General features: G+C 64.7%; 10 protein-coding genes and 1 pseudogene. 7 read left to right on the top strand and 4 right to left on the bottom strand.

Going from position 1 to position 11206, the window contains the following annotated elements; genetic code table 11:
- Window positions 1–462: pseudogene (locus BLX41_RS35665) on the top strand (arginine decarboxylase); the annotation flags it as partial.
- Between the two features lie 174 nt (window positions 463–636).
- A complete protein-coding gene (locus tag BLX41_RS18135; protein ID WP_123726005.1) occupies window positions 637–1512 on the top strand; it encodes an alpha/beta hydrolase in 876 nt (291 codons plus the stop codon).
- Here BLX41_RS18135 and BLX41_RS18130 read toward each other — a convergent pair.
- Both BLX41_RS18130 and BLX41_RS18125 read right to left on the bottom strand, forming a co-directional pair.
- Window positions 1506–2852 (bottom strand): MATE family efflux transporter, encoded by a 1347-nt coding sequence (locus BLX41_RS18130; RefSeq protein ID WP_123726004.1) that lies wholly within the window; start codon window positions 2850–2852, stop codon window positions 1506–1508. The two genes, BLX41_RS18135 and BLX41_RS18130, sit on opposite strands and share 7 nt — an antisense overlap.
- 154 nt (window positions 2853–3006) lie before the next feature.
- A complete protein-coding gene (locus BLX41_RS18125) occupies window positions 3007–3300 on the bottom strand; it encodes a hypothetical protein (protein ID WP_102863000.1) in 294 nt (97 codons plus the stop codon).
- A 190-nt stretch (window positions 3301–3490) separates the two neighbouring features.
- Here BLX41_RS18125 and BLX41_RS18120 point away from each other — a divergent pair, with 190 nt between their 5' ends.
- The 5 genes from BLX41_RS18120 to BLX41_RS18100 all read left to right on the top strand — a co-directional run bounded on the left by BLX41_RS18120 (window position 3491) and on the right by BLX41_RS18100 (window position 7959).
- Entirely contained in the window at window positions 3491–3796 is a 306-nt protein-coding gene (locus BLX41_RS18120; protein WP_123726003.1) for a MazG-like family protein, read from the top strand.
- A complete protein-coding gene (locus BLX41_RS18115) occupies window positions 3793–4542 on the top strand; it encodes a methyltransferase (RefSeq protein ID WP_123726002.1) in 750 nt (249 codons plus the stop codon). Before BLX41_RS18120 ends, BLX41_RS18115 begins: the two co-directional genes overlap by 4 nt.
- An 11-nt stretch (window positions 4543–4553) precedes the next feature.
- Window positions 4554–5162, top strand: coding sequence for a DUF4136 domain-containing protein (locus BLX41_RS18110; protein ID WP_123726001.1), 609 nt, complete (start codon window positions 4554–4556; stop codon window positions 5160–5162).
- A gap of 41 nt (window positions 5163–5203) precedes the next feature.
- Window positions 5204–5761, top strand: coding sequence for a DUF4136 domain-containing protein (locus BLX41_RS18105; RefSeq protein ID WP_123726000.1), 558 nt, complete (start codon window positions 5204–5206; stop codon window positions 5759–5761).
- Between the two features lie 179 nt (window positions 5762–5940).
- Window positions 5941–7959 (top strand): pilus assembly protein TadG-related protein, encoded by a 2019-nt coding sequence (locus BLX41_RS18100; RefSeq protein ID WP_123725999.1) that lies wholly within the window; start codon window positions 5941–5943, stop codon window positions 7957–7959.
- On the opposite strand, the gene BLX41_RS18095 is transcribed toward BLX41_RS18100, so the two are convergent.
- Together BLX41_RS18095 and BLX41_RS18090 are read right to left on the bottom strand one after the other, a co-directional pair.
- Window positions 7944–10706, bottom strand: a complete 2763-nt coding sequence (locus tag BLX41_RS18095) for a PAS domain-containing sensor histidine kinase (RefSeq protein WP_123725998.1) — start codon at window positions 10704–10706, stop codon at window positions 7944–7946. The two genes, BLX41_RS18100 and BLX41_RS18095, sit on opposite strands and share 16 nt — an antisense overlap.
- Window positions 10703–11140, bottom strand: coding sequence for a TadE/TadG family type IV pilus assembly protein (locus tag BLX41_RS18090; protein ID WP_123725997.1), 438 nt, complete (start codon window positions 11138–11140; stop codon window positions 10703–10705). The genes BLX41_RS18095 and BLX41_RS18090 overlap by 4 nt, the downstream gene beginning before the upstream one ends.
- Window positions 11141–11206 lie beyond the last annotated feature (66 nt).

The raw sequence follows: 11206 nt of genomic DNA, 5'->3' as shown, positions 1-11206 counted from the left end.
CTGCCGATCCTGCCGTTGCACCGTCTCGACGAAGAGCCCCTGCGTCGCGCGGTGCTGCAAGACCTGACCTGCGACTCCGACGGCAAGATCAAGCAGTACGTCGATGAGCAGAGCATCGAGACCAGCCTGCCGGTACACGGCCTCAACGAGGGCGAGGACTACCTGTTGGGGATCTTCCTGGTGGGCGCCTACCAGGAAATCCTTGGCGACATGCACAACCTGTTCGGTGACACCGACTCGGTGAACATCTACCAGCGGCCCAACGGCAGCGTGTACCACGCCGGGATCGAGACCCACGACACCATCGAGGACATGCTGCGCTACGTGCACTTGTCGCCGGAGGAGTTGATGACTCACTACCGCGACAAGGTGGCCAGCGCCAAGATCAGCGCCGGCGAGCGCACCCAGTTCCTCGACGCCTTGCGCCTGGGCCTGACCCGCTCGTCCTACCTGTCGTCCTGAAGGCCCGGGCATCCCCAGTGATGCCTGTTCCGTCCCGGTACAAAGCCGCGCCCTCCCGATGGAGGGCGCGGCTTTTTTTTGAACTGTTTCCAGGTGCGCCACAGAAGAGGGGGCCCGTTCCATTTCAGCTAGCCTGCAAAGAGGCGTCCATGGTGGGCGCAACGAGGCTTGCTGATGCTCAATACATCGAAAGGCACCTGGCGTCTGCTGTTCGGCACCCTGGTGCTCAGCCTGCTGGCGGCCTGTTCGCCGCTCAAGGTGCTCAATTCCCTGACCCCCGACAGCACCTTTATCAAGACCCGGGACATTGCCTATGGCAGCGATCCACGGCAGAAGCTGGATGTCTATCAGCCCCGGCAGGCAGATCCCGGTGCACCGGTGGTGGTGTTCTTTTACGGTGGCAGTTGGAACAGCGGCTCGCGCAACGACTACGACTTTGTCGGCGAGGCCCTGGCCTCTCGGGGCATGGTGGCGGTCCTGGCGGACTACCGGCTGTATCCACAGGTGCGCTATCCGGCCTTTCTTGAAGACGCGGCCCGCGCCGTGGCCTGGACCCATGAACATATCGGCGAGTTTGGCGCCGACCCGCGGCGGCTGTTTCTGATGGGGCACAGTTCCGGCGCCTACAACGTGGCCATGCTCGCCCTGGACTCGCGCTTACTGGGGCAAGTCGGGCTGACGCCGCAGATCATCAAGGGCTGGATCGGCCTGGCCGGTCCCTATGACTTTCTGCCGATCCGCAACCCTGAGGTGCGCCCGGTGTTTTTCTACCCCGACTCGCCGCCGGACTCGCAGCCCATCAACCATGTCAGCCGGGGCGCGCCACCGGCCCTGTTGATCGCGTCCAGCGAAGACTCCCTGGTCAACCCACAGCGCAATACCGGCGGTCTGGCCAGCAAGCTGCGAGCGGCAGGCGTGCCGGTGCAGGAGTTCTACTTCTCCCGCACTGGCCACGCCACTCTGCTGGCGGCCTTGTCCCGGCCCTTGCGCGGCCTGGCTCCGGTACTGGATCGGGTCAGCGGCTTTGTCGAGTCGACGCCGAATCAGTGAGCTGCGGTAAACCAGCCGTCGCGTCGCTCCAGGTGCCAGGCGAAGGCTGCCAGGGTCAGGCTGCGCAGGAGCATGAACAGCAGGAAGGTCAGCCACAGGCCGTGGTTGCCGAAGCCTTGCAGGGCCCAGGCGAAGGGCAGCAGCAGGAGCACGGTGAGGAGCATGCCGTTGCGCATTTCCCGGGCTCGGGTGGCACCGATGAACAGACCGTCCAGCAGGTAGCTCCAGACGGCGATCAGGGGCAGTACGGCAAGGTAGGGCAAATAGGTGAAGGCGGTCTGGCGGACCTCGGGAATGTTGGTCTGCATTTCGATGAACAGGTGGCCTCCCAGCAGGAACAGCGCGGCAAAACCCAGGCTGGCCAGCAGCGACCAGCCGCCGGCCACCACCAGCGAACGGCGCAGGGCCTGGCGATCGTGGGCGCCGATGGCGTGGCCGCACAGGGCCTCTACGGCGTGGGCCAGCCCGTCCAGAGCGTGGGCGGTGAGCAGCAGGCCATTGAGCAGCAGGGCATTGGCTGCCACCGTGGCATCTCCCAGGCGCGCACCTTGCACGGTAATCAGGAAAAACACCGATTGCAGGGCCAGGCTGCGGATGAAGATGTCACGGTTCACCGCCAACAGCGGGCGCCAGCTTTGCCAGCGGCGCAGCGTGGCCCAGACGATCTGCCCCGGGTAGGCGCGCAGGGCCGGACGAGTCATGGCCAGGCCGATCAGGGCGCCGGTCCATTCGGCGATCACCGAGGCCCGGGCCGAGCCCACCACGCCCCAGTCCAGACCCAGGACGAACCACAGGTTGAGGGCGATGTTCACCAGATTGGTGCTGAGCAGGATGGTCAGCGGCGCCCGGGCGTTCTGGGTGCCGAGGAACCAGCCCACCAGGGCGAAGCTGGCCAGGGCCGCGGGCAGGCCCAGCAATCGGGTGTGGAAAAACGCCCGGGTCATCTGGTCCAGGTCCGCCGAGGGCTGCATCAGGTGCAAGGCTGCGCCGCTCAGCGGAACGCCGATGGCGCCCAGCACCAGTGCCAGGCCCAATGCCAGCAGCAGCCCCTGGAGCAGGATCTGGCGCAGGGCTGCGCCGTCGCCGCGGCCGGCGGCTTGGGCTGCGAAGCCGGTGGCCCCCATGCGCAGAAAGCCCATGGCCCAGGCCAGGAAGGTGTAGAGGCTGGCGCCCACTGCCACCGCCCCCAACTGATGAGCGTGGGGCAGGTGACCGATCACCGTGCTGTCCACCAGTGCCACCAGGGGCACGGAAATATTCGACAGGATCATCGGTGCGGCCAGGGCCCAGACGCGGCGATGGGTGGGGCGATGACGCCAATCGGTGATCAGGGGGGACATGCAGGCTCCTTGCGAGAGCCGGCATTGTAGCCTCGGCGCCAGGATGCGCCGAGGTTTAAGTCGCGGTTGAGGATCTGCCGCGCTTAGGTGATGCCGCGTTGCAAATCGCTGACCGGCGCTTGCGAGTGGGTGAGCAGGTTCTGACGCCCGCGGATCAGTGGATGATCCAGCTCAGCAGCCAGAGGCCGAGCACCAGCCAGATGATGCCGAGGATGATCGAGGCGCGCATGAAGGCACGGATCGCCGAGTAGAGGAACATCAGGCCGATGATCAGGCCGATGATGCTGACGATGGAGGTGTCCATCCCCAGCGCCCGGGACAGCCCGTCGACGAAGTTGCCACCGGCGTGGGTCAGGGTATTGAACAACCCGCTGAGCAGGTCGACGATAAACCGGATGACCGAACCTATGGCCTGGCCAAGCCACTCGAAGAAGCTTTCTACCTGCATGTGTGTGTCCTGATGAAAGAGGGGGGCGGGTGCCGAGCTCAACCTTGGGCCATGAATGCCCGCAGCGAGTTCCCTGTTAAGCATAGAAGCTGCCAGGGGCTGCACATTCTGTAGGAGCCGGCTTGCCGGTGAAAGCGCTCTTGCGTCCCGCGCCCAACCCCCGGAAGCTATACGCCTTCAGGAGACCCCGATGAACCTAGAGCAACTGACCCAACGCCTGCACGCCATTCGTGACCGTAACGACTGGCAGCAATTTCACAGCCCGAAGAACCTGGCCATGGCCGCCAGTGTCGAGATGGCGGAGCTGGTGGAAATCTTCCAGTGGCTGACCGAGGACCAGTCGCGGCAACTGCCTGCGGACAAGCTGGCTCACGCCGGACAGGAGGTGGGCGATATCGTCCTCTATCTGCTGTTGCTGTGCAGCGAGCTGGGGCTGGACATGGACCAGGTGGTGCGCAGCAAGCTGGCGGACAGCGAACGGCGGTTCTGCTCATGAGCGATCGGCATTTCGACCAGTTGGCGACCCGTTTCGCCGAGAAGATCTATGGCGGCGCCAAGGGCGCGATCCGCCTCGCGGTGCTCCAGGCCGACCTCAAGGAAAGCCTGCCCGAGCGGCCGTTGCGGGTGCTGGATATCGGCGCGGGTCTGGGGCACATGTCCCTGTGGCTGGCCCAGCGTGGGCACCAGGTGACCCTGGCCGAGCCTGCGGCGCCCATGCTCGAGGGGGCCCGCCAGCGCTTTGCCGACGCCGGGCAGCAGGCGACCTTCATCCAGGCACCCTGGCAGGAATTGCTGGGGCAGCTCACCGAACCCTATGACCTGGTGCTCTGCCATGCGGTGCTGGAATGGCTGGCCGAACCCCACGCGATCCTGCCGGTGCTGCACCAACTGACCAGCGCCGACGGCTGGCTGTCCCTGGCGTTCTATAACCGCGATGCCCTGGTTTATCGCAATCTGCTCAAGGGCCACTTCCGCAAGCTGCGCAAGAACGACATGGCCGGCGAGAAGCAGAGCCTGACCCCGCAACAACCGCTTGATCCTCGCGAGCTGGCGGCGCAACTTGAGGGCTTGTGGCGAGTCGAAACCCAGAGCGGCGTGCGGGTTTTCCACGATTACATGCCGGTGGAATTCCAGGCTCGCGCCGAGCTGACGGATCTGCTGGAGATGGAGTTGGCTCACCGCCGACACCCAAGTTTTGCCGGCCTTGGGCGTTATCTGCATTGGCTGTGCCGGCCGGTCTAACGGAGTGCGCAATGAAACGCCGCCTGGGTCTGATCTTCCTGTGTTCCGGGCTTGCCGCCTGTCAGGGCAGCAACCCCTACGTCGCCAGTAGCAACCCCCTGCCACCGGCGCCGCCGCAAGCGGCCAACACCTTCGACCGCAGCGCCTATCCGGCGCCGCAACGGGACTATGGGCGCTACCGCAACTGGGCCTGGCTCAATGGGCGCCTGCCCAACGGCTCGGCCTGGGCCGACTCGGCACAGATCGCCGAGGCGGTCAGCAATGCCCTGGACCAGCAGGGCTTGCGTCCCGTGCATGACTCGCGGCCGGCGGACCTGTGGGTCAGCGCCGACCTGCACCTTGAGAAGCGCCTGCGCCAGGTCCAGGACGACTATGGATATGGCGGCTATGGGGGGTACAACCGCTACGGGCCGGGCTATGGCATGTACAGCAGCGTGCCGGTGGTGCGCACCTACGAGGTGGAGGTCGTGGTGGTCCGGGTCAATCTGTTCGACGGCGCCAGCGGCCAGCCGGTATGGAGTGCCAGCGCCGAGACCAGCAGCAGGGGCAGCCTGAGTGAACGTGCCGATTCGCTGCGCGAGGCGGTGCAAAAGGCCATGGCCGCCTATCCTCCCAGTTAGTTGAACGGCGCCCGTTTTTTGTCTTCACGCGGAGAAACAGCATGTTCCATCGAATCGCGTTACTGGTGTGTGCCGCCTTGCTCAGTGCCTGCGCTGCCGACCAGGTCAATCATGACTTTGACGCCAGCCGGGACTTTGGCGCCTACCGCAGCTGGAGCTGGAAAGAACCCGCCCTGCAATATCGCCCCGACGACCCGCGCATCAAGAGTGACCTGACCGAGCAGCGCATCCGTCAGGCGGTGGCCGAGCAGCTGGACCAGCGTGGCCTGCGCCCGGCCCAGGGCGGGAATCGGGCTGATCTGAATGTCCAGGCGTATCTGATCGTCGAGGACCGCCAGCAGCAGGTCACCACCAACTATGGCGGAGGTTGGGGCGGCCCATGGAATGGCTACTGGGGCGGCCCGATGTACAACGAGACCCGTAACATCACCTATAAGGTGGCGACCATCCAGATCGATTTGCTGGACGGCAAGGACGGCAAGCTGGTGTGGCGTGGCAGTGATGAGCAGATGCTCAGCAGCTCGCCCAATCCCGCCGAACGCAGTGCTGCGGTGCGTACCACGGTGATGCGTATCCTGCAGAACTATCCGCCGCACTGAAGCGGCTCCTGAGTTTTTGCGAGGCTCATCGGGAACGCCGCATGAGGGGCTCCCGATGACCCCGCTCACCGCCAGTCAGCCGGGCTATCACCCTGCCAGCATGCCCCTCGAGCGTTGTCTACACTGCCTCATATTCTTGGAGGTAGCGCTCGGCTGCGAGCCGGTAAAGGAGTGCCCCGATGTCTCCCCTGAAGCGGTTTTCCGGCCCGGCTCGTCAACGCGGGGCCATTGGCCTGATGGCGGCGACGACCCTGGGCCTGGCGCTGTTGCTCATGTTGCTGGTGGTGGACAGCGGCCGGCTCTACATGGAGCAGCGCAAGTTGCAGCGGGTAGCGGACAACGCGGCGCTGGAAGCCGTCAGCCGTGGCGGCAATTGCCAGGCCGGCCTGACTGCCGCCACCTATGCCGGGCAGAGTGCAGTGCGCAATGGCTTCGTCGTCGCCACCGGCAGTACCCTCACCACCACCTGTGGCTCCCTGACCACCGGCGCCAACAGCTTGCGTACCTTCAATGCCAACCCGGCGCAGTCGGCAGCCGTGCGGGTAATTGCCACCAACACCGTACCCATCAGCGTGGCGTCGGGGGTGGGAGCGCTGTTCTCGCCAGGCCCGATCAACCTCACCACCCAGCTCAGCGCCACGGCCGTGGCTGCCGCGCCGACGCCACCGCTGGCGCAACTGAGCATTCGCAGCACCATAGGCACCGTCAACAGCGCCAATTCACCGATACTCAATGCCGTGGTGGGCGGCATGCTCGGCGGCAGTGTGAACATCAGTGCCGTGGGCTGGAATGGCCTGCTCAACAGCGACATCAATTTACTGCGCTACCTCGATCAACTGGCGATTGACCTGGGCGTTGCCGCCGGCAACTACACCCAGTTGCTCAATACCCAGGCCAGCCTGACCCGGCTGATCCAGACCGCCGCCACCGTGGTCCAGGCCAATGGCGCGACTGCCGACATACTGGCGGCCCTGGGGGCTCTGCAAGTAGCGGTGAGCGCCCAGATACCGCAGTTGAAGCTGGGAGACATCCTGAAACTGCAGACCGGTGCTGCATCCACCGCGCTGGATGCCAACTTGCAGCTCTTCCAACTGCTGCAAGCGATGATTCAACTGGCCAACAGCAAAAGCGCAGTGGCGGCGGTGATACCGGCCAACCTGCTGGGCCTGGCCAATGTGACGGTCAGGGTCAAGGTCATTGAGCCACCGCAGTTCTCGACTGTCGGTGACCCTCGGCTGGCCATCCTCGATCCCTTGGGTGCCAATCGCATCTACGTACGCACAGCCCAGGTACGGACGCTGATTTCGGTCAACCTCACAGGCCTGTCCGGAGTGACCGGCCTGGCCAACGCCTTGCTGGGGCTGGTGGGCTCTCTGACTCCGACCCTCAACAGTGTCCTGAGTCTGAATCTGGCCGCAACCATCAACTCCTTGGGCTGCCTGCTGGGCGCCGGGTGCCAGCAAGTCGACCCGCAAGTGCTGCCTTCTCCGCGAATCGATATCAACCTGGAGCTGGGGGGCGCCAAGGCCTACGTCACCAACTACAGCTGTCCGACGGGCAACACCGGAACCAAAAGCCTCACGGTGCACAGCGAGTCGTCCCTGGCCGACATCAAGGTGGGGCAGATTGATCCCAGCACCGCGTTCTCTTCCTCGACGCAACCTGTGGTGACGCCGCTGCCGATCATCGACCTGGGTATCTGGACCTGTCACAAGATTCTCGGGATCGGCAGTTGCGGGCCGGCGCGCACGGCCTTCGCCGCAGGGGGCATCGGGATCAAGGTCGACAGTTCGCTGGGGCTCAGCCAGACCGGGCCGAACGTGGGGCGGGACCTGATCTACTCAAGCGGTGCGCCGGACTTTTCCGTACCGCGCAATGTCAACCAGGCGCCGACTTACCAGAACGCCGCCCCGACCAACAACCTCGTCAACAGCCTGTCGGGCACTATTGCCGGTATCAGCCTGCAGGTTTACCAGCCGGTCAGCGCCAACCTCCTTGGTTCGGTGGTGGCAGTAGCGGGAGGCGTGATCAATGGTGTCACCAGCCTGCTCATGCCGCTGATCAGCAACCTGTTGAGTCCCCTGCTCGATCCGCTGTTGAACAACTTGTTGACGACGTTGGGGGTCAGCCTGATGGACGTCCAGGTTGGCGCCAACCTCACCTGTGGGCAGACGGGCAGGGCCTATCTGGTGATCTGATCCGCCTGGGCAATCGGCAGTTCGATGCAAAAGCGCGCTCCGTCCTGACCGTTGCTGACACTCAGACGACCGCCCATGTTCTGGACTATGCCGTAGCTCACCGACAGACCGAGCCCGGTGCCGACGCCCACCGGCTTGGTGGTGAAGAAGGGCTCGAAGATCCGCTCCAGCAACCGCGGGTCGATGCCGCCGGCGTTGTCCTCGACCCACAGGCGCACCCACTGTTCGTCGCGCTGGCCGTGTATGGCAATCCAGGGTTTGAAATCCTTCTGCTGCCCCTGCTTGCCCAGCAGGGCGTCTCGGGCATTCACCAGAAGGTTGATCAACACCTGTTCCAATTGGTCGACAAAACCCAGCACCTGAACCTCGAAACCCAGCTCGCTGATACGCAGTTCCAGCCCCTTGCCGCGCATGCCCTCGGCCAGCAGCGACAGGGTTCCCTCGATGGCCTGGGCCGGGTTGAAGGGCTGTTGTTCCACCTCCGAGCGACGGCCGAATACCCGCATGTGATCCACCACGCGGGCAGCCCGTTGGACCTGCGCGTCGATGCGGTTGAGTTTGTCGGTGAGGTAGTCGATCTGGATATCGCCATTGTTCAGGCGCTTGAGCACATTGACGATGGCCATGCGCATCACGTTGAGCGGCTGGTTGATTTCATGGGCCAGGCCGGTGGCCATTTCCCCCAGGGTGGCCATTTTCGCGCTTTGCGTCAGTTGCTGCTGGGAACGCCGTACTTCGGTGTTGTCACGGCCCACGGCCTGGATTTCCAGCAACTGCCCCTGTTCATCGAATACCCCTCGATCCGACCAGACCCACCAGGCGTGCTCACGCCCTGGCAGTTGCAGGTTGATCTCAGCGGTGCTGACCGGAAACTCCGGGCTCAGCAACTTGAGCCGCCGTTCGAAACCCTCGCGCTGTTCGGCGGACAGCCACTGTCCCAGGTTGCTCCCCGGCAGATCTTGCGCGGCGCACTCCAAATAGGCCGCCAGTGGCCGGTTGCCAAAGGTCAGGGTCAGGTCCGGGCGGTAGCGGCAGATCATCGCCGGCGAGTCTTCCACCAGAATCCGGTAGCGTTCCTCGCTCTGGCGCACCTGTTCGGCGGCCAGGGTGGCTTCGGTGACGTCCAGCCACAGGCCAACGGCCTCCACCGGCAGGCCCAAGTCATCGCGCAGCAGCCGGGCTTCGTCCAGTACCCAGTGGAAGTTTCCCTGCCGATCCCGCAGTCGGTAGCGGCCGTGGACATGGCCTTCACGCAGCAGTTGGCGGCAGCGCTGGAAGTACAGGTCGCGGTCCTCGGGATGGACCCAGTCAGCCAGGGTTCCTTCGCGGCAGTCTTCCAGGCTCCAGCCCAGCAGGGGTTGCAGGCTGGCGCTGAAAAAACTCGGCTGCAGGGCGCCTTCCTGGTAGCGCTGGACATAAATCACCGCCGGCGAGCTGGCGATCAGGTTATCCAGGCGGGCATGGGCCGCGGCGGCTTGTTGCTGTTGGTTCTTGATGTCGCTGATATCCAGCATGAACCCCACCAGCCGTTGCTGTTCCCCTCGTCCCAGGGCCTGGCCCTGCAAACGGTACCAGCGTGTCGGTGCGCTCGGGTCAGGTTCGTGTAGGCGTACGCAGAGCAGCAGTGGCTTGCCCAGTTTCAGGGCCTGCAGGCGGCTGTTGAGTTCGGCGCGGTCGGCGGGGTGAATCAGTTCCAGCCAGTCCTGGACGCTGAGTCTGTTGCTGGGGGCGGGCAGGTGCAGGCTGGCGGCCAGTTGGCTGGCCAGCAGCACCTCGGCCGTGTCGGCGCAGAGCTCCCACCAGCCGGCTCCCAGCAGCCCTTGCAGGGCTTCCAGGCGTTCCAGGTGCAGGTGATGACGCTGTTCCCGCAGGCGGCTGAGCAGTGGTCCGGCCAGGGCCGTAGTGAGCATCAGCCAGTCGCGGTCCAGCAGGTTGGGCGCGTGTTGCTGCACGGCGTAGCAGCCGCACAGCAGCCAGGCTGCGACGCCATGGTCGTCCCGATAGGGCACCAGGAAACCTTCGCGATGGCCGAAGATGCCCTGCAGCCGCGGGTGTTCATTCAGGCCCTGGATATGATTCAGATGCAGCGGTGTATTACCGCTCAAGCTGTCCAGGCCGGTGCCCAGATCCTGGTCGTCATGCCACAGTCGTGGCGCGTCATGGGCGCTGTAGCAACTGTGGATGACCCAGCTCTGCTCCTGTTCGTCGAGCAAGGCCAGGCCCAGGCAGGGGATATGCCAGTAGCGAGCCAGGTCGGCGAGCTGGTCGTGCAGCACGTCCGGCAGGCGGGTCAGGTTGCACAGGCGGATCTGTTCACTGATCTGCGCGGCGAAGATCTGACATTGCTCACGGCTCAGGGCCTGCTGGCGTTGTTGAATCAGGTCGCCGATGTCCAGCAGATGCAGCAACCATTGCGAGCCCCAGGGCTGGAGCCAGCCGCGCAGGTGCAGGGGCTTGCCTCCCTGCCCGCGCAGGTCCAGGTCCAGCACCTGTCCGCTCCAGTCGGCGGGACGGCCTTCGAGGGCCAGGGTGCTGCCGGGCAGGAGGTAGTCCAGCAGGTGCGGAGGCTCGGGGGAAGGCGGCAGTTGGGCCAGTCCATGGCGCAATGGTCCGTTGCTGGTAAGGACCCGGCCGTGGTGATCGAGTACCAGTTGCAGGCCGACAGTCTGGGGCGGTACCCGGGACTCGTCGGCGGGGAGTGGCTGACGGCCCAGCAAGCGTCCGAGAAGCCTGTCCCCAGAGGTCAAAATTGCACACTCGAGATGGCGGTCAGGTTGGTGGGCAGGTTGGGCACCGGGCCGACCACCGGCAACACCAGGCGCGGCAGCACCTGGGTGAGTTTCTGGGTGGGGTAGTCGACCCGAACGGTGAGCACGCCGTTGGCGTACACCGCGCTGTGATCGGTGGCGACGAAGTTGAAGGCCGGCGGAATCCAGCTGGTCTGGCTCTGTACCACCGTGTTGGCCAGGTTCTGCACCGTGGTGGCGTAGTTGGCGGTATTGGGGTCGACCGCCACGGCCCGGCGCACCGCCTCGGCAGTCGCCTGGTTGAAGGACTGCATCATCAGCAGCGGCAGGCTGTAGCTGACCAGGCCATAAAACACCGCGAAGAAGATCACGAACACCGCGGCGAACTCGATCGCCACAGCACCTTTCTGCTTTCTAGGGAGGCCCGGTTTCATGAGTGCGTCTACCCTGACAACCACTATGTCCATTGAGCATAGGATCAATCCGGCAAAAGGAACCGT

This window comes from Pseudomonas protegens, from assembly GCF_003732485.1.
Classification (GTDB): Bacteria; Pseudomonadota; Gammaproteobacteria; order Pseudomonadales; family Pseudomonadaceae; genus Aquipseudomonas; species Aquipseudomonas protegens_B.
Note: the sequence above shows the minus strand (reverse complement) of the source record. Positions and strands in the feature narration are given on the sequence as shown.

Excerpts from the sequence above, each read along its gene's own strand:
- BLX41_RS18135 (WP_123726005.1), top strand. The coding sequence starts at position 637 with ATGCTCAATACATCGAAAGGCACCTGGCGTCTGCTGTTCGGCACCCTG.
- BLX41_RS18130 (WP_123726004.1), bottom strand. The coding sequence starts at position 2,852 with ATGTCCCCCCTGATCACCGATTGGCGTCATCGCCCCACCCATCGCCGC.
- BLX41_RS18125 (WP_102863000.1), bottom strand. The coding sequence starts at position 3,300 with ATGCAGGTAGAAAGCTTCTTCGAGTGGCTTGGCCAGGCCATAGGTTCG.
- BLX41_RS18120 (WP_123726003.1), top strand. The coding sequence starts at position 3,491 with ATGAACCTAGAGCAACTGACCCAACGCCTGCACGCCATTCGTGACCGT.
- BLX41_RS18115 (WP_123726002.1), top strand. The coding sequence starts at position 3,793 with ATGAGCGATCGGCATTTCGACCAGTTGGCGACCCGTTTCGCCGAGAAG.
- BLX41_RS18110 (WP_123726001.1), top strand. The coding sequence starts at position 4,554 with ATGAAACGCCGCCTGGGTCTGATCTTCCTGTGTTCCGGGCTTGCCGCC.
- BLX41_RS18105 (WP_123726000.1), top strand. The coding sequence starts at position 5,204 with ATGTTCCATCGAATCGCGTTACTGGTGTGTGCCGCCTTGCTCAGTGCC.
- BLX41_RS18100 (WP_123725999.1), top strand. The coding sequence starts at position 5,941 with ATGTCTCCCCTGAAGCGGTTTTCCGGCCCGGCTCGTCAACGCGGGGCC.
- BLX41_RS18090 (WP_123725997.1), bottom strand. The coding sequence starts at position 11,140 with ATGAAACCGGGCCTCCCTAGAAAGCAGAAAGGTGCTGTGGCGATCGAG.